This window comes from Mesorhizobium sp. M0478, from assembly GCF_040321305.1.
Taxonomy (GTDB): Bacteria; Pseudomonadota; Alphaproteobacteria; order Rhizobiales; family Rhizobiaceae; genus Mesorhizobium.
Genome location: NZ_JAMYRH010000008.1, coordinates 269,034 through 287,298, shown reverse-complemented (window position 1 = coordinate 287,298; position 18,265 = coordinate 269,034). Strand labels below are relative to the sequence as shown.

Sequence of the window (18,265 nt, the reverse complement as noted above, 5' to 3'; positions counted from 1 at the left end):
ATGGTGCTGGCGGCGGGTCTTGGCAAGCGCATGCGGCCGATCACCGACACCATGCCGAAGCCGCTGGTGCGGATCGCCGGCAGGACCTTGCTCGACTGGGGGCTGGACAGTCTCGAAGCGGCCGGCGTCGAGAAAGCCATCGTCAACGTGCACTATCTGCCGGACCAGATCGTCGCCCATATCGCCCACAGGCGGGCGCCAAAGATCGTCATTTCCGACGAGCGCGACGCGCTGCTGAATTCGGCGGGTGGCATCGTCAAGGCATTGCCGCTGCTGGGTTCCGAACCCTTCTACATCATCAACGCCGATACGTTCTGGATCGACAGCGGCCAGCCCAGCCTCGAGCGCCTTGCCCTTGCATGGGACGACGCGAAAACGGATATTCTGCTGATGCTTACCGATCTCGACTCGGCCACCGGACACGGTGTCGGCACGGATTTCCTGATGGCGCCGGATGGCGGCCTGCGGCGCTCGAAAGGCGATCCGGCCGGGTTGATCTATGCCGGAGCGGCAATCGTCAATCCCGCCATCTTCATGGATGCGCCGGCCGGGGCGCATTCGCTCAACACCTATTTCGACAAGGCAATCGCCTCTGGCCGTCTGTTCGGCATGCAGATGCGCGGAAGCTGGATCACCGTCGGCACTCCCGACGCCATTCCGCAGGCGGAAGCGGCGGTCGCCGAAGCTCTCGCGAAGGTGGTATGAGCGGCGCGCGCCGCGTTCTTTCGATCCCGCCCGGAGCGCCATTCCTGCCGACTCTGGCCGAGGCCTTGCTGGCCGGACGGCTGGTGCCCGGCTTCCGGTTCGACGGCGATCCGCTGGCGCTGGCTGATGTCACCATCTATGTGCCGACACGGCGCGCGGCCCGTGCGCTGCGCGGCGCTTTTGTCGACGCGCTTTCGGGACCGGGGGGGAGCCGCCGTTCGGCGATCCTGCCGGTCATCCGCCCGCTCGGAGAGTTCGACGAGGACGAAGCCGCCTTCGACGCCGGCACGCCGACCGAGCTTGAAATGGCGCTGCCGATCGCAGCCATCGAACGCCTGCTGCTACTGGCGCCGCTGGTGCGGGCCTGGAAGCGCACCTTGCCGGCGCATGTCCTTGATATGTTCAACGAAGAGATCGTCGTGCCGGCCTCCGCCGCCGATGCGATCTGGCTGGCGCGTGACCTCGCCCGGCTGATGGACGAGATCGAAACCGAAGGCACGGACTGGACCAGGCTTGCCGATCTGGTCACCGGCAATCTTGCCGGATGGTGGCTTGTGACGCTCGATTTCCTCCGTATCGTCACCGAGGCCTGGCCGAAATTGCTGGAGGAGCGCGACCGCTCCAACCCGGCCGCGCACCGCAATGCGCTGATCCGGCGCGAGGCGAAGCGGCTGGAACGCAACCCGCCCAAAGGCCCGGTGATCGCCGCCGGCTCGACGGGCTCTATTCCCGCCACGGCCGAACTGCTTGCCACGGTCGCCAGCCTGCCCAACGGCGCCGTGGTGCTGCCCGGGCTCGATGGGATGCTGGACGAACCGTCTTTTGCCGCGATTGGGGCGCCCGGTGCGCGGCCGGCACTGCTTGGCCACCCGCAATACGGCATGGCCAAGCTGATCGGCAAGATTGGCGTGCTGCGTGGCGATGTCGAGGAAGTGGTCTCCGCCGAGCCCGCACTGGCGCTCCGCGCGGCCCTTGTCGGCGAGGCGCTGCGGCCGGCCGAGACCACGGAACTATGGGCCGAGACCCGCATACGCTTCAACGCCCTGGATATCGCCGAGGCCTTCGCCGATGTGACGCTGGTCGAAGCCGCCAGCGAACGCGACGAGGCGGCGGCGATCGCCATCGCGCTGAAAACCGCCGTGGAACAGCCGGGGCACAGGGCAGCGCTCGTTACCGGCGACCGCGGGCTGGCGCGGCGCGTCTCGGCCGAGCTGTTGCGCTTCGGTGTGATCGCTGACGATTCCGGCGGCACGCCGCTCGCCAACACGCCTGCCGCCAGCCTGCTGCGGCTCACACTTCAAGCGGTATTCCGGCCCGGCGATCCCGTCGGCCTTTTGTCGCTGCTCAAGCATCCGCTGCTCGGGCTCGGACTTGAGCGCACCGGCGTGCGCCATGCCGCCGAGCTCATCGAACTCGTGGCGCTGCGCGGCGGCACCGGACGCCCCGACATCGCCGCCTTGCCAGCACTGTTCGAGGAGCGTCTCGCCGGGCTGAGCGGGGACAAGCGCCAGCCCTTCTGGTTTTCGCGCCTGAGCGTGCGCGGCATCGACGATGCCCGCGATATGCTGAGCCGGCTTGTGACGGCACTGGCGCCGCTGACCGCCTTTCGCGGTGAAGAGAATGCCGATCTTGTCGCGTTGACCAGAGCGAGCGTCGCCGCGCTGGAAAATCTCGGCCGCACGGCGGAGCGCAGCCTGGCTGAATTTTATGCCGGCGACGCCGGCGAGAAACTCGCCGAGCTGCTGCGCGGTGTGGTCGCGGCCTCGGCCTCGTTCGACTTCCCGGCCGACGAATGGCCTGATGTGATGGACGCGCTGGTAGCACCGGAAACGGTCAAGCCCGGGCAAGGCACCGACCGCAACATCGCCATTTGGGGGGCGCTGGAAGCGCGGCTGCAGAATGTCGACACGCTGGTCATTGGCGGGCTGAACGAGGGCGTGTGGCCACGCAAGCCGGAAAGCGATCGCTTCATGTCGCGGTTGATGAAGACCGGCATCGATCTCGAGCCGCCGGAGCGCCGTATCGGCCTTGCCGCCCACGACTTCCAGATGGCGATGGGGGCGAAAAAGGTGGTGCTGACGCGCTCCGCCCGAGCCGGCGACGCACCGGCGGTGCCGTCGCGCTGGCTGCAGCGCATCCTCACCTTCATCGGCAAGGATCCGGCGGCCGCATTGCGCGGGCGCGGCGACGAATTGCTTGCCTGGGCGCGCGCGCTCGATGCCGGCGAGCGGCAGCATTTCGCGCCGCGACCGCAGCCGAAACCGCCGCTGAGCATGCGGCCCACCCACTTCTCGGTGACCGAGATCGAGACGCTGCGCCGCGACCCCTATGCGGTCTATGCCAAGCGTATTCTGAGCCTTCTGCCGCTCGAGCCGGTGATCCGCGATCCCGGTGCGGCCGAGCGCGGCACGCTGTTTCATGACATCCTGCATCTGTTCTCGACAGAGGTGGCGGATCCCCGCGCGCCCGAAGCTCTGGAACGCCTCATCGCTGCCGGCCGGACCTGCTTCGCCGACATTGCCCTACCCGCCGATGTCGAGGCGGTGTGGTGGCCGCGCTTCGAAAAGCTCGCCGCCAACATCATCGAATGGGAGCGCGGCCGCGCCCCTGCCGTCGCCCGGCGGCATGCCGAGGAGCGCGCCGAAAAGACGGCTGTCGGCCGTACCGGTGTGACGCTGTCCGGCTATGCCGACCGCGTCGACCTTTTGGCCGGTGGCATGGCCGACATTCTCGATTACAAGACCGGCTCCTCGCCGTCCAAGGCGCAGGCGCACACGCTGCTGGCGCCACAGCTGGCGCTCGAAGGGGCGCTGCTCCGGCGCGGCGCCTTCAAGGGGCTTGGCGCGCGCGAACCCTCGCAGCTTGCATTCGTGCGGCTGAAGCCGAATGGCGAAGTGTTCGAGGAATCCATCCTCGACTACAACCGCCAGCCCCGGACCGCAGAAGACCTCGCCGAAGAGGCCTGGGCGCGGCTGGAAAAACTGCTCATTCACTATGCCGATCCGGCGACCGGCTATCTGTCGCGGGCGCTGCCGTTTCGCGAAGGCGAGAGCGATGGCGACTACGACCACCTGGCGCGCGTGCTCGAATGGTCGGCCGGCGGCGACAGCGATGACGAGGCGGGGGAGGCATGAAGAAAGCCTATCCCATTCCCGGCGAAACCGCCGCCAGCCAGACGCGCGCTTCCGACCCGAAGAACTCGGCCTGGGTGTCGGCCAATGCCGGATCCGGCAAGACGCATGTGCTGGCCCAGCGCGTCATCCGGCTGTTGCTCAACGGCACCGATCCGTCGAAGATCCTGTGCCTGACCTATACGCGGGCGGCCGCCGCCAACATGTCGAACCGCGTGTTCTCGACCCTGTCGGAATGGACGGCGCTCGGCGATGCCGAGCTTGCCACAAAGATTGAGGCGGTGGACGGCCGCCGACCCGACCGCGACACGATGCGGCGGGCGCGCCGGCTGTTTGCCGAAGCGCTGGAAACGCCGGGCGGGCTGAAGATCCAGACCATCCACGCCTTCTGCGAATCGGTGCTGCACCAGTTTCCGCTGGAGGCCAACATCCCGGCGCATTTCGAAATGCTCGATCCGCAGATGGAGGCCTCGCTGTTTGCTGGCGCCCGCCGGGACATGATTTCGGGCACGTCAGCCGGAGACACCGGACTGGCCGAGGCCTTTGCCACCGTGCTGGAGCGCGGCGGCGAACACGGACTCGATGCGCTGCTCGCCGAAATCGTGCGCAAGCGCGACGGCTTACGCGGCTTCATCGGTGCGGTCCGGCGCGACGGCGGCGGCTTTCAGGCCCTGTTCGACGAATTCCATTTTCGCCCCGGGCAGAGCGCCGAAGACATAGCGGCATCGGTATGGCCGCTGCCGGGTTTCCTGCCGGACTTCTTTGCAGTGTTCGCCAGTGCCGCCGAGGCCACCGACGCCCGCACCGTGCTCAACAATCTCTTGCCCTATGCCCGCTTGGCCTTTGCCGAGACGGACCCGACCCGCCGGCTGCAGATGCTCGGCAAAGCCTTTCTCAAGGCCGATGGCGACCCCTATGATCCCTCAAAGTTGTTCAAGAAGGCGCTGCTCGGCCGGCTGCCCGACCTTCCCGAGCGCTATCTGGCGGCCGTCAAGTCGATAACAGACGTCTCCGACCGGCTGGCGCTGTTCCGGATGCTGGAAGGCACGGTCGCGGCGTTGACCATAGCCGACTGGCTGATCGTGCGGTACGAGCGCCTGAAGCGCAGCCGCGGCTTTCTCGATTTCAACGACCTCATCACCCGCACCGTCAACCTTCTGGCGCGGCCCGATGCCGGCCCCTGGGTGCAGTACAAGCTCGACCAGGGCATCGACCACATCCTGCTCGACGAGGCGCAGGACACCAGCCCCGACCAATGGGAGGTGGTGAAGCGGCTGGCGGAGGAGTTCTTTGCCGGCCACGGCCAGCGCGGCACGGCCAATCGCACGGTGTTTGCCGTCGGCGACGAAAAGCAGTCGATCTATTCCTTCCAGGGTGCCGCACCGGATTCCTTTGCCGACAGCCGGCTCTTGTTTTCCGGACGCGTGAACGCAGCCAATGCTTCGTTTGCCGACCTGAAACTGACCTGGTCGTTCCGTTCGACCGACGACGTGCTTGCCGCAGTCGACCGCGTCTTTGCCGATCCGGGCGTGCGGCGCGGCATCAGCCACGACCCCGATCCGCTCGACCACAAGGCGATCCGCAACGACGCGCCTGGCTATGTCGAGGTCTGGCCGTCGCTCGGCGCTGACGCCGTCGAGGAGCCCGACGACTGGACGTTGCCGGTCAATCATGCCAGCGCGCCGGCTGTGCGGGTGGCCGAGCACGTGGCTGCGACCATCCAGACCTGGCTCAAGGACCGCGAGATCATCGAGGGCAAGGGACGCAGGCTGAGGGCCGGCGACATTCTTGTGCTGGTGCGCAAGCGCGACCGCTTCGTCCATGCGCTGTCGCGCGCGCTGAAGGACCGCGATATTCCCGTCGCCGGCGCCGACCGGCTGAGCCTGCCCGGCCACATCGCGGTCAAGGACCTGATCGCACTCGGCCATTTCCTCATCCAGCCGCAGGATGACCTGTCGCTCGCCGCCGTGCTGCGCAGCCCGGTTTTCGACGTGTCGGAGGAGACGCTTTTTACGCTTGGCGCCGGACGGCCAGCCGGAACATCGCTGATCGCCTCATTACGCCAGCATGCTGGCGACAATACCGCGCTGACCGATGTCGTTGCCCGGCTCGACGGCTGGGCCAACGAGGCGGCGTTCCGGCCGGTGTTCGAATTCTACGCCGGGGTGCTGGCGCGCGACGGCCTGCGCAAGAAGATGATCGCCCGGCTTGGACCGGAAGCCGGCGATATTCTCGACGAGTTCCTGAGTTTCTGTCTGGCCGAAGAACGCACCGGCTTGCCGGGGCTGGAGGCTTTCCTGGCGACGCTGGAAAACACCGGCCCGGAGATCAAGCGCGAGATGGACCAGACGCGCGACGAGGTCCGCGTCATGACCGTGCATGCCGCCAAGGGCCTGGAAGCGCCTGTTGTCTTCCTGGTCGATGGCGGTTCGGCGCCGTTCAGCGACCAGCATCTGCCGCGGCTCATGCCGTTCGACGCTTCGGGCCGCAATTTCGACGGCAAGGGCTATCTCTGGCGCTCGGCCGCCGATGTCGCCAACGGCTTCTCCAAGGCGGCCTCGGCCAGGGCGCGGGAGCTTGCCGACGACGAATACCGGCGGCTGCTCTATGTCGGCATGACGCGCGCCGAGGACCGGCTGATCGTCTGCGGCTATCACGGCAAGCGTCAGCCCAGCACCGGCACCTGGCATTCGATTGTCAGCCGCGCGCTGCTTGCCGCGCCGGAAAGCACGGAGCGCCGCCACCCCGCCAGCAGCGAGCCGGTGCACCGTTTCGTCATGACCAAGCTTCCGCCGGTGGCGCAAGCGGCAGCCGACGAGTCGCGGCTGCCGCAACAGGTGCCGCCGCTGCCGGTGGGCTTGTTCCGGCCCTTGCCGCCTTATGAGGAGCTGCCGCGCCCGCTGTCGCCTTCCGGCGCGTCGGCGCTGATCGACGAGGCCAAGGAAGCTGTTGTCGATACCCGCTCGCCGGTGCTGGACAGCGAGGCGGAGCCGGGCTTTGCGGTGATGCGCGGGCTGGCGCTGCACAAGCTGCTGCAGATGCTGCCCGGTTTTGCCGAAGACGAACGGCAAGGCGCGGCGGCGCAGTATCTCATTCGAGCCGGCGCCGACTGGCCGGAGGCCGAGCGCAACAAGGCGCTGGCTTCGGTGATGGCGATCCTCAGAGATTCGCGTTTTGCCGGGCTGTTTTCGCCGTCGTCCCGCGCCGAAGTTGCTGTGATGGGCAGCCTTGAGGTCAAGGGCAGGCTGCGCTCGATCTCCGGCAAGATCGACCGGCTGGCGGTGACGCCCGGGCGCGTATCGATCGTCGACTACAAGACCAACCGGCCGGCGCCCGCAGGCCTGGCCCAGGTGCCGCCGGCCTATATCCTGCAGCTGGCGCTCTACCGCGCGCTGCTCCAGCCGCTTTACCCCGGCCGCGCGGTGACGGCAGCACTGCTGTTCACCGAGGCACCGAGGCTTATCGAACTGCCGGTGCAAGCGATGGATGACGCCCTTGCCCGACTCACGGGAGCGTGACACAAGTTCTGCTTGAAGAAGGGCTGCTGAACCACCACATTTGGTGCGAGATAAATTTCGAAAGGATTTTCGTATGGCCACCGTCAAGGTCGACAAGAGCAATTTCCAGGCCGATGTGCTCAACGCCTCGCAGCCCGTCGTCGTGGATTTCTGGGCCGAATGGTGCGGCCCCTGCAAGATGATCGGTCCGTCGCTGGAAGAGATCGCCAACGAACTCGGCGACAAGATCAAGATCGCCAAGCTGAACATCGACGAGAACCCCGAGCTTGCCGCCCAATTCGGCGTGCGCTCGATCCCGACGCTGATGATCTTCAAGGGCGGCGAAGTCGCCGACATGAAGGTCGGCGCCGCGCCGAAGACCGCGCTGTCGCACTGGATCAATGGCAGCCTCGCCTGATCTGGCTTTGTTTTGATGCATGTCGTCCTCCCAAAACCGGGACCACTTTTGGGCGACCTGCATTAGTTCCCGAGATCGAAGCCCGGCCCTCGCGCCGGGCTTTTTCTTTGGCGTCATCGCCCGGCCGCCTCTGGCCCTCGCATCGGCGCACTCCATGTCATCTGCTTGAGGCAGGACAGGGAGAAACAGAATGACCGGATCCGCCAAGGCCACCGTCTTCATCGACAATGAGCGCGTCATCGTCACCGAATACCGCTTCCAGCCCGGCGACAACACCGGCTGGCACCGGCATCGCCATGACTACGTCGTGGTGCCGCTGATGGACGGCAAGGTGAAGCTGGTGACCAAGGACGGCGAGAGTTTTGCTGAAATGAAGAAGGGCGCGCCCTACTTCCGCAAGGAAGGCGTCGAGCACGACGTCATCAGCGCCAATGACGGCGAATACGCCTTCATCGAGATCGAGCTGAAATAGGCCTCAGACTGGTGCCGCGGCCGCCGATGTCTATTTAGTTTGAGCCACGGTTTTTTTGGCCTGCCTAGGCTTGCCGGGCTTCCGTCCGGTCGCGGGCTTCAGGACCTGCCCATATCCCTCTATAGCGCCCGTATACACACGATAGAGAAACGTCTCTCGGCTTACGAAATACGCGACACTGGGCTGGCCGGATGCATCATTGGGGCGCGTCGGTCTGTGGGCCACTCGAACAATTGGGTGCGGTGGCTCGATGGCTCCCGGTAACATCACATGATCGCCGACCCGCGGAGCATATTCAAATATCAGCTCCTCCGGCGGGTCGTTGTCGACGGTAACAAGACACTTCACAACCATTCGAGCTTGCCTCCATGCTTGGCCAAGCATATCGGGGCTTCTGCCCGAGGGGCAACCGCCCGATAGATTCCCCGGGCCAAAATACTACCAGTCGGCGATGCGGTCGCCTCCGGTAAATTGCGCGCTTTTTGCGGTGTATTCGAACAGCTCGATCTTCACGCCGTTGGGGTCGCGGATCCAGGCCTGAAAAGTGTCGTCGCAGGCGTGCTTCTTGGCGGTGACGTCGATGCCCTTCGATTTGATATGGGCGATCGCCGCGTCGAGATCTTCGACTTCCAGGCAGAAATGGTTGATCTGGTTCTGCTCGCTGTATGCAGTGCCGTCCTTCTGGAACACCTCGACATGGCTGCGGCCGCCGCAATTGAGGTAGAAGCCGAAGACCTTGTCGTCGCGCAGGAAATTGAACTGGGTGTCGAGGCCAAGCACGTCGCGGTAGAAGCTTCGCGTCGCCTCCAGATCATGCGCGAAGATGCAGACATGGGCGAGTTGCTTGACCTTGATCATGATGGGCTCCTCGCAGTGAAATGGCTTCAGGTTGGCGGCGTGCCGTTTTCGGCCAGCACCGCGCCGGCGAGATATAACGACCCCCCGATCAGGATGCGTGGCGCCGGCCCGTCCCAGGTGTCGCGCAGCAGCATCAGCGCACTGGCGACGGAACTGACCGGTTCGGCCGTGAGGCCGGCTTCGGTCGCCCGCACCGCCAGCTCGTCATTCGGCACGCCGGCATCGCTCATGCTCACCGGCACGGTGTAGACGTGCCGAGCCAGGCCCTTGAAGGCGTGGAAGTAGCCGCTCTGGTCCTTGGTGTTGATCATGCCGGAGATCAGAAACAGCGGCCGCGGGTTCTTTTCCTCCTGCTCGGCCAGCGCCTCGGCAATGACCATGCCGGCGCCCGGATTGTGGCCGCCGTCGAGCCAGATGTCGGCGCCCTTGGGCGCCAGCTCCATCAGCCGGCCCTGTACCAGTTTCTGCATGCGGCCCGGCCATGCGACGCTCGCCATCGCCTTCTCAGTGGCGCGATGACTGATTTCGAAACCGGTGGCCTTGACGGCGGCAATCGCTGCCGCCGCATTGGCGAACTGGTGGCGCCCGGGCAGGCGCGGTGGCGGCAGGTCCATCAGCCCGTCCTCATCCTGATAGACCATGCGGCCGTTTTCCTCGAAGGCGAGAAAATCCTGGCCGTAGACGAAGGTCGGGCAATCCAGCCGCTCGGCGGTTTCGATCAGCACTTGCAGCGCCGTCTCGCTCTCCTGCGCGCCGATGACCACCGGGCAGCCGCGCTTCATGATGCCGGCCTTTTCGGCGGCGATCAGTTCGACCCGGTCGCCGAGATAGGCTTCGTGATCCATCGACACCGGCATGATCACCGACACCGCCGGCCGGGCAACGACATTGGTGGCGTCGAAGCGGCCGCCAAGGCCGACCTCGATGATGGCGGCGGCAGCCGGATGCTCGGAAAACAGGATGAAGGTGACGGCGGTTAGGATTTCGAAGACGGTGATCTTCTGGCCGGCATTGGCCCGGGCGACGCGGGCGATGGCCTCGGCGAAGGTCTCGTCGTCGACCAGCCGGCCGCCGCCCTCGGCCGCCAGCCGGTAGCGCTCGGCCCAGTTCACCAGATGCGGCGAAGTGTGGACATGGACAAGGTGGCCGCCGGCTTCGAGCAGCGCGCGCGAAAAGGCCGCGCACGAGCCCTTACCGTTGGTGCCGGCGATATGGATGACCGGCGGCAGCCGCTCCTGCGGATTGCCGAGGCGTTCGAGCAGCCTTGTGATGCGGTCGAGCGAAAGGTCGAAGCCTTTCGGATGCAGCGCCATCAGGGCTTCGATTTCACGATCTGCGGCAAGCGTTGTCATGAGCGAATCCTACGCATGCGCGCAGGTGCACGCAATCGCGGTTTGCGGCCAGAAATGTCGCGTCAGGCTTGCGGGCGGGCTTCCGTCGGGATGACCGACGGCGGCAGGATTTCCGGCTCCAGCGGCTTTTGCTCCTGCGGCAGTTTGAGCAGGATTTTCAACAGCCGTGAAATCGTCTCGCGCAGTTCCAGCCGCGACACCACCATATCGACCATGCCGTGCTCCATCAGATATTCGGAGCGCTGGAAACCGTCCGGCAGTTTCTCCCGGATGGTCTGCTCGATGACGCGCGGGCCGGCAAAGCCGATCAGCGCGCCGGGCTCGGCAATGTGGACGTCTCCCAGCATGGCGTAGGAGGCGGTAACGCCGCCGGTGGTCGGGTTGGTCAAGACGACGATGTATGGCAGGCCGGCTTCCTTCAGCCGGTCGACGCCGATCGTGGTGCGCGGTAACTGCATCAGGGACAGAATGCCTTCCTGCATGCGCGCGCCACCGGAGGCGGCAAACAGGATCAGCGGCCGCTTGCGCTGCAAGGCGACCTCGAAACCGTGCACAATGGCGTCACCCGCGGCCATGCCGAGCGAGCCGCCCATGAAGGCGAAATCCTGCACCGTCACCACAACCGGCAGGCCTTTGACCGTGCCCAGCGCGTTGATGATGGCGTCTTCCAGGCCGGTCTTGGCCTTGGCGTCCTTCAGCCGGTCCGTGTAGCGCTTCTCGTCGCGGAACTTGAGCGGGTCCTGCATGACCTTGGGGTTCTCAAGCTGCTCGTATTTGCCGTCGTCGAGGAAGAATTTCAGCCGTTCCTTGGCCGAAATCTTCATGTGATGGCCCGATGACGGGATGACGAACTGGTTGGATTCCAGGTCCTTGTGAAACACCATCTCGCCGGTCTCGGGATCCTTGATCCAGAGATTCTCGGGCATGTCGGTGCGCCGACCGAGCATCGAATTGATCCTCGGGCGAACGTAATTGGTGATCCAGTTCATCGCTTCGGCTCCTGTCCTGACGAAGAGTTGGCTCGTGCATGTCGCCCAAAAGTGGGAACCGGTTTTGGGATAACGACTTGCACAAGGCCTAAGTAGGGAAACTATTCGGCAGCAGCAAGGCGGGCCGAACGCACGCCCTGAGACAGTCCGCTGACCAGGGTGGCGACGGCCTCGGCCGGGTCGGCGGTCTTCTCGCCCTTCGGTCCCAACACATTGGCGACCGCGTTGACGATCGCGGTGCCGACGACGACGCCATCGGCATTGGCGCCGATAATGCGCGCCTGCTCGGCGGTCTTGACGCCGAAGCCGACGCAGACCGGCAGATTGGTGTGGCCCTTGATGCGCTTGACCGCGGCGGCAACCTTGCCGGTGTCGGCCAAAGCCGAGCCGGTGATGCCGGTCATCGACACGTAATAGACGAAGCCCGACGTATTCTGCAGCACCTTGGGCAGGCGCTTGTCGTCGGTGGTCGGCGTTGCCAAGCGGATGAAGTTGATGCCGGCCTTCAGCGCCGGAATGCAGAGTTCTTCGTCCATCTCCGGTGGCAGGTCGACGACGATCAGCCCGTCAATGCCGCTGGCGATGGCGTCCTTGAGGAAGCGATCGACACCGTAGATGTAGATCGGGTTGTAGTAGCCCATCAGCACGATCGGCGTTTCATTGTCGGTGGCGCGGAAATCAGCCGCCGTCTTCAGCGTCTTGACCAGGGTCTGGCCACCTTTCAGCGCCCGCAGGCCAGCGGCCTGGATCGCCGGTCCATCGGCCATCGGATCGGAAAACGGCATGCCCATTTCAATGATGTCGGCGCCGGCCTTGGGCAGCGCCTTCATGATCGACAAAGCGGTGTCATAGTCGGGGTCGCCGCTCATGAAATAGGTGACGAGCGCCGGGCGGCCCTCGGCTTTCAGTTTTGCCATGCGGCGGTCGATGCGGGTCACCATGATCAGATCTCCATGCCCAGCATCGAGGCCACTGTGTGCACATCCTTGTCGCCGCGTCCCGACAGGTTGACGATGACGATCTGGTCCTTGTCCATATCAGGCACGATCTTCACCGCATGCGCGATGGCGTGGGCGGATTCCAGCGCCGGGATGATGCCTTCGACGCGCGTCGTCAGCTTGAAGGCTTCCAGCGCCTCGTCGTCGAGGATCGGCACATATTCGACGCGGCCGGAATCGCGCAGCCAGGAATGTTCGGGGCCGACGCCGGGATAGTCGAGGCCGGCTGAGATCGAATGGCCGTCGAGGATCTGGCCGTCGGCGTTCTGCAAGAGATAGGTGCGGTTGCCGTGCAGCACGCCGGGCGCGCCGGCATTCATCGAGGCGCAATGCTCGATGCCGTCAAGGCCGCGGCCGCCGGCTTCGATGCCGATGATGCGGACTTCTTTGTCATCCAGGAACGGATGGAACAGGCCGATGGCGTTCGAGCCGCCGCCGACAGCCGCGATGATGGTGTCGGGTAGCCGGCCTTCCTGTTCGAGGATCTGGGCGCGCGCCTCGATGCCGATCACCGACTGGAAGTCGCGCACCAGCTCCGGATAGGGATGCGGGCCGGCGGCAGTGCCGATCAGGTAATAAGTGTCCTCGACATTGGTGACCCAGTCGCGCAACGCTTCGTTCATGGCGTCCTTCAGCGTGCCGTGACCGGCGGTCACCGGCCGCACTTCGGCGCCGAGCAGCTTCATGCGGAAGACGTTGGGGCTTTGGCGGGCGACATCGGTGGCGCCCATATAAACGACGCAGGGAAAGCCGAAGCGCGCCGCGACCGTGGCCGCGGCAACGCCGTGCTGACCAGCGCCCGTCTCGGCGATGATGCGCTTCTTGCCCATGCGCTTGGCCAGCAGGATCTGGCCGAGGCAGTTGTTGATCTTGTGCGAACCGGTGTGGTTCAAATCCTCGCGCTTGAAGTAGACTTTGGCGCCGCCCCCGAGGCCCTTCGCCGAGGAAACCTCACGAAGGTGTTTTGTGAGCCCTTCGGCGAAATACAGCTTTGATGGCCGACCGGCATAATGGGTCGACAGGTCGGTCAGTTCGGCCTTGAAGTCCGGATCGTTCTTGACCTCGTTCCAGTGCCGTTCGAGGTCGAGGATCAGCGGCATCAGCGTCTCGGCCACGAAGCGGCCCCCGAAGATGCCGAACATGCCCTGTTCGTCGGGTCCCGTGCGGAAGGAATTGGGTGTCGCCGGCTTGTTCATCGCCGATCTCCTGGTCTTGGTTCTGAGCATGTCTTATCGGAAAACCGGTTCCCACTTCTCCGGAAGATGCTCGGGTTCGAAAGAAGTGCCTCAGGCAGCGCGGTCGTCGCGCGCGGCCCTGACGGCCCGGAAGAACTGCTCGATCAGCGCCGGATCCTTGACGCCCGGGCCGCTTTCCACCCCCGACGAAATGTCTATCGCGGGCGGATTGGCTGATATCAGGGCGTCGCCGATATTGGCGGCGTTGAGCCCACCGGAAAGCATGTAATCGAGCCCGGCGTCAAGGCCGGCCAGGATGCGCCAGTCAAAGGCGACGCCATTGCCGCCCGGAAGTTGCGAGCCCTTTGGTGGCTTGGCATCGAACATGAAGCGATCGGCAACGCCGATGAACGGCTTTAGCCGCTCGAGATCGGCTACCTCACTGACGGAGAACACCTTCATGACAGGCAGGCCGTAGCGAGCTTTCACCTCGGCCACCCGCTCGGGCGTCTCCGTGCCGTGCAACTGCAGCATGTCGGGGCGCATCTTTGCGACGATCTCATCCAGGAACGCGTCATCGGCATCGACCGTCACGGCGACCGCCCTGGCCTTGCCGATTGCCGCCTCGCGCAGGCGGCCGGCTGCCGCAGGCTCGACATAGCGCGGGCTTTTAGCAAAGAAGATGAAGCCGACATGGCTGGCGCCGCCGGCCAGGGCCGCGGCCATTGCCTCATCGGTCTTCAATCCACAGATCTTGATATCGAGCGCCATGGCGCGGGGCTTGGCACGAAACCGGCCAAGAGTCGAGAAAAAGCATGCTGTTTGCCGGCAACGCCAAAGGCGCTACCTATTGATGGGAGAAGCAAGGCGGAGCAGACGAATGGCCGACCAGAGCATAGCCGAACTCAGGCAGAAGATCGCGCAAGCGCGCGACGTCATCGCCCATCTGATGCAAAAGGCCGCCTTCGACGGGGCGGAAGCGCACCGGGTCCTGGATTATTTCGGCAGCGATGCGTTCGAGCAGAATTTCCTGCCATGGCCGCGCCATGGCGACGAAGGGCTGCGGCCTGAAGAGCTTAATGCGGCCAATGATGATTGAGCGCGCCGCCGGCGAAGGCTAATCGAACACAATCGCCTGCAATGCCCCACCATTCCGCTTCAGCCAGTCCTTGCAGCGGTCGGTGTCGGGGCAGAGCTGCTCGCACAGTTTCCAGAATTTCGGGCCGTGGTTCATCTCCTTGAGATGCGCCACCTCATGCGCGACCAAGTAGTTTATCACCGGCGTCGGCGCCATCATGATGCGCCATGAGAAGGACAAATTGCCGTCGGAAGTGCAGGAGCCCCAGCGGCTCGACGTGTCCTTGAAGCGGATAGCCTTGGCGCGCTTGCCGATGGCCTCGGTATGCTTGACCACCAGCTTCTCGATGTCCTTCTTGGCCTCGCGCCTGAGGAAATCGGCGATGCGGCGCGGCAAATGTATGCGCTCGCCATGGACGATCAGCAGCGGACCGCGCTCGTCGCGCGACACGGTGACGGTGCCGCGTTTCGACGGTTCGTGGACGATGCGATGCGCGACGCCGCGTATCGGGATCTTGATGCCGGGGCGCACTTGCGGCCGTGTCGGTACCTTGGCCAGACGCTGCTCCAGCCAGCCCTGATGGCGGTGAAGGAATTTCTCCACCTCGCCGCGGCGCAGGCCCGGCGGCACGGTGATGCGCAGCCCCTGGCCGCCCGAATCGATGCGCAGCGTCAGCCGCCGTGCGCGGGCGCTCTCGACGATCCTGAGCGGCAGTGTGCGGCCGGCAACGACGTGCTCTCGCTCTTCGACAGGCGAGGGTTTTGGTTTGGTCAGGTTGCGGAAAAAGCCGAAGGACATGGCTGAACGATACGCGATTCGAGGAAAACGACCAGAACAAAAAAGAAACGGCGCCGCTCGCGCGACGCCGTCCATCATGCCAAGGCCTGTCTTAGAGCGCCGCGCGTCTCTGACGCGCAAAGGACGCTGTAGCACTCTAATTCGGCGCATGAACCTTTCCGAAAATCGGTTTCGATTTTCGGGGTCATGCGCGCAGCCTCAGTCGTCAAGCAGGTTCGGGCCCTTGCGCTTGGGCGTCGCGGGCTTGGCCGTTTCGGCCGAGCCTGTCTTCGCAGGCGCTGTCGACTTGTTGCGGTTGGCCATGAAGCGGTCGAACTCGTCCTGGTCCTTGGCGCGGCGCAATTCGCGGGCGTACTCGTCGAACTCGCTCAGCATCTCATCGAGCTTGCGACGCTCTTCGGCGAGGCGTTCGAGTTCCTTCTCGCGCCAGTCGTCGAAAGCGACATTGCCGGTGCGGGCCGAACCGTGGCCCCAGCGCGCGGCCTTGTCGGAACCGCGACGGCAGCCGGCGAAGATGCCGTCGGTGGCCCGGTTGACGTCGCGCTTGAAGCCGTCGAGCCGGTCGCCCCAGATGATGTAGGCGAGCATGGCGAAGCCAAGCGGCCAGAACACCATGAAGCCGATCACCATCAGCGCGATGGTCGCCGGCGTCCAGGCCGGGCGGATCAATGCGGATGTGTTCATTTTCTCCCATTCCTTCGGTTGGAGACAGCCAAGAGCGGCTGCGTGGATTCGAAATGGGATGAGAAAAACGGCGATTCAAGACAACGTCCGCCAAAACCGGACAAGGTCCTGAATTGATTATCGCTTTTTGACCGCTTCGAGGAAAAGCACGACCAGGCCGGCGACCAAGCCCCAGAAGGCGGCGCCAACGCCGAACAAAGTCAGCCCCGACGCGGTGACAACGAAGGTGACAGTAGCCGCCATGCGCTGGTCCTCGTCCTTGAGCGCGATCGCCAGCGCGTTGGCCAGCGACCCCATCAACGCCAGGCCGGCCACCAGCACGATCAGGCTTTGCGGCAGCACTGCGAAGATCGCCACCAGCGAGGCGCCGAAAACCGCGAAGATCAGATAGGCAAGTGCATAGAAGGGTCCGGTCTTCCAGCGCTCGGCCGGGTCGGGATGGACGTCCGGCCCGGTGCAGATCGCCGCAGAGATCGCGGCCAGATTGGTGGTCGAGCCGCCAAACGGCGCCGACAGCAGCGAGAACAGGCCGGTGACGCCGATCAGCGGGCCGGGTTCGGGGTGATAGCCGGCGGCGCGCAAGACGGCGAGACCCGACAGGTTCTGCGACGCCATGGTGACGAGGTAGAGCGGCAGCGCCAGGCCGATGACAGCTGCGGCGCTGAAATGCGGAGCAATCAGCGTCAGCGTCGACAGTTCCGGTGCCGGCAGTCCGCCGACGCGGCCTGTCAGGAAGGCGGCGATGCCGCCGCCGATCAGCACCGCCAGCACCGACAGCGCCGGGTTGAACAGGCGAATGACGAAGAAGGCCGCGATCAGCGGCAGGATCAACCAGGGGTCGACCGGAATGGTCTTGACGGCATTGAGCGCGAAGGTGACGACGATGCCCGCCAGCATGCCGGACGCGACTGACGCCGGTATCCTTGATATCAGCTGGGTCAGCGGCTTGAACAGGCCGGTGGCGATCAACATTAGGCCGGTGACGATGAAGGCGCCGACCGCATCGGCCATGGTAAACCCGCTCGATGCCGCCATCAGCGCCAGGCCCGGTGTCGACCAGGCGGTGATGATGGGTATTTTCGTGCGCCAGGACAGCCACAAGCATTCGATCGCCATCGCCACGCACACTGCCGTCACCCAGCTCGCGGTTTCGGCTTGCGTGGCGCCAACCGCCTTGGCGGCGGCAATGACGACGGCCAGCGTGCCGCCGAAGCCGACGATTGCCGCGACAAAGGCGGATATCGGGATGGAAATGCGCATTCTCGCCTACCCCGCCCGCTGAACCATGTCGCCCACCGCCCTCAGCAGCATGTCGAGATCCTGCGGCCGCGACAGGCGGTGGTCGCCGTCGGGAATGAGCGACAAGGTGACGTCGTCGGCCGGCAGCAGCGAGACCAGCTTCAGCGCATGGCTTGCCGGCACATCGGCATCGGCCAGGCCCTGCAGGATGTGGACGGGGCAATGGGTATCGATCGGCCCGGTCATGACCCGGTTCGCCCTGCCGTCCTCGATCAGCGCGCTTGTGTAGATGTAAGGCTCGGCGGAATAGTCCGAAGGTTCTTCGAAAAAGCCTTTCTCCCGGAGGTCGCGCCTCTGTTCCTCCGTCAGAGCCGGCTCGACCAGCTCGGCGGTGAAATCCGGCGCCGGCGCGAGCAGCACCAGGCCAACCACATTGCTGTCGCCCGCCTTGCGCAGTTCCTGCACCATGCGCAGCGCGATCCAGGCGCCCATCGACGAGCCGACCAGGATTTGCTTGCCCTCGGTGAAACGCCGGAAGACGGCGAGGCTCTCGCCAAGCCATTTCGAAATGGTGCCGTCGGCAAAGGCGCCGCCGGATTCGCCATGGCCGGAATAATCGTGGCGCAGATACGCGCGGCCTTCCCTTGCCGCCCAATCCGACAACGTCTGCGCCTTCGTGCCCAGCATGTCGGATTTATAGCCGCCGAGCCAGACGATGCCGGGCGTTGCGCCCGAGGAATGGCGAACCGCGATATCAATGCCGTCGACATCCAGCAGGGTTGGGGTGGTCGCGGTCATGGCTGTGGATCAATCCTGGTTCTGGGGGCCTGATTGCGGGAGCCTGATTTTACTCGCCGGTCTTTTGACACAG

At 64.9% G+C, this 18,265-nt stretch carries 16 protein-coding genes; 6 read left to right on the top strand and 10 right to left on the bottom strand.

Annotated features, from left to right (window positions below; genetic code table 11):
- From NKI64_RS20765 to NKI64_RS20745, 5 genes are all read left to right on the top strand, one after another.
- On the top strand, positions 1-705 hold the full coding sequence (locus NKI64_RS20765; protein ID WP_352669724.1) for a nucleotidyltransferase family protein: 705 nt from the start codon (positions 1-3) through the stop codon (positions 703-705).
- Positions 702-3,839, top strand: a complete 3,138-nt coding sequence (gene addB, locus NKI64_RS20760; protein ID WP_352669682.1) for a double-strand break repair protein AddB — start codon at positions 702-704, stop codon at positions 3,837-3,839. Before NKI64_RS20765 ends, addB begins: the two co-directional genes overlap by 4 nt.
- On the top strand, positions 3,836-7,354 hold the full coding sequence (addA, locus tag NKI64_RS20755) for a double-strand break repair helicase AddA (RefSeq protein WP_352669680.1): 3,519 nt from the start codon (positions 3,836-3,838) through the stop codon (positions 7,352-7,354). Before addB ends, addA begins: the two co-directional genes overlap by 4 nt.
- A 73-nt stretch (positions 7,355-7,427) precedes the next feature.
- Positions 7,428-7,751, top strand: coding sequence for a thioredoxin (trxA, locus tag NKI64_RS20750; protein ID WP_023672297.1), 324 nt, complete (start codon positions 7,428-7,430; stop codon positions 7,749-7,751).
- Between the two features lie 190 nt (positions 7,752-7,941).
- Complete coding sequence (locus NKI64_RS20745) at positions 7,942-8,223, top strand: cupin domain-containing protein (RefSeq protein ID WP_023672296.1); 282 nt, start codon at positions 7,942-7,944, stop codon at positions 8,221-8,223.
- A gap of 438 nt (positions 8,224-8,661) precedes the next feature.
- Here the strand turns inward: NKI64_RS20745 and NKI64_RS20740 are convergent, their stop codons facing one another.
- The 6 genes from NKI64_RS20740 to NKI64_RS20715 form a co-directional block, all read right to left on the bottom strand.
- A complete protein-coding gene (locus NKI64_RS20740) occupies positions 8,662-9,081 on the bottom strand; it encodes a VOC family protein (RefSeq protein WP_023681395.1) in 420 nt (139 codons plus the stop codon).
- A 26-nt stretch (positions 9,082-9,107) separates the two neighbouring features.
- Positions 9,108-10,433 (bottom strand): bifunctional folylpolyglutamate synthase/dihydrofolate synthase, encoded by a 1,326-nt coding sequence (locus tag NKI64_RS20735; protein ID WP_023672293.1) that lies wholly within the window; start codon positions 10,431-10,433, stop codon positions 9,108-9,110.
- Between the two features lie 62 nt (positions 10,434-10,495).
- Positions 10,496-11,422, bottom strand: coding sequence for an acetyl-CoA carboxylase, carboxyltransferase subunit beta (gene accD / locus NKI64_RS20730; protein WP_023672292.1), 927 nt, complete (start codon positions 11,420-11,422; stop codon positions 10,496-10,498).
- A 101-nt stretch (positions 11,423-11,523) separates the two neighbouring features.
- Positions 11,524-12,363, bottom strand: coding sequence for a tryptophan synthase subunit alpha (gene trpA / locus NKI64_RS20725; protein WP_023693067.1), 840 nt, complete (start codon positions 12,361-12,363; stop codon positions 11,524-11,526).
- A gap of 2 nt (positions 12,364-12,365) precedes the next feature.
- On the bottom strand, positions 12,366-13,616 hold the full coding sequence (trpB, locus tag NKI64_RS20720) for a tryptophan synthase subunit beta (RefSeq protein ID WP_023681393.1): 1,251 nt from the start codon (positions 13,614-13,616) through the stop codon (positions 12,366-12,368).
- 90 nt (positions 13,617-13,706) lie between these two features.
- Positions 13,707-14,366: a phosphoribosylanthranilate isomerase gene (locus NKI64_RS20715; RefSeq protein ID WP_023681392.1), complete on the bottom strand. Its 660-nt coding sequence runs from the start codon at positions 14,364-14,366 to the stop codon at positions 13,707-13,709.
- Between the two features lie 109 nt (positions 14,367-14,475).
- On the opposite strand from NKI64_RS20715, the gene NKI64_RS20710 reads away from it, so the two are divergent.
- Positions 14,476-14,694 carry a hypothetical protein gene (locus NKI64_RS20710; RefSeq protein WP_023672288.1) on the top strand — a complete coding sequence of 73 codons (219 nt, stop codon included), beginning with the start codon at positions 14,476-14,478 and terminating at the stop codon, positions 14,692-14,694.
- 18 nt (positions 14,695-14,712) lie between these two features.
- Here the strand turns inward: NKI64_RS20710 and NKI64_RS20705 are convergent, their stop codons facing one another.
- The 4 genes from NKI64_RS20705 to NKI64_RS20690 form a co-directional block, all read right to left on the bottom strand.
- A complete protein-coding gene (locus NKI64_RS20705) occupies positions 14,713-15,471 on the bottom strand; it encodes a M48 family metallopeptidase (RefSeq protein ID WP_023681391.1) in 759 nt (252 codons plus the stop codon).
- 198 nt (positions 15,472-15,669) lie between these two features.
- Entirely contained in the window at positions 15,670-16,155 is a 486-nt protein-coding gene (locus NKI64_RS20700; protein WP_023672286.1) for a DUF2852 domain-containing protein, read from the bottom strand.
- 117 nt (positions 16,156-16,272) lie between these two features.
- A complete protein-coding gene (locus NKI64_RS20695; RefSeq protein WP_023681390.1) occupies positions 16,273-17,415 on the bottom strand; it encodes a benzoate/H(+) symporter BenE family transporter in 1,143 nt (380 codons plus the stop codon).
- A 6-nt stretch (positions 17,416-17,421) separates the two neighbouring features.
- Positions 17,422-18,192, bottom strand: coding sequence for an alpha/beta hydrolase (locus NKI64_RS20690; RefSeq protein ID WP_023681389.1), 771 nt, complete (start codon positions 18,190-18,192; stop codon positions 17,422-17,424).
- Positions 18,193-18,265 lie beyond the last annotated feature (73 nt).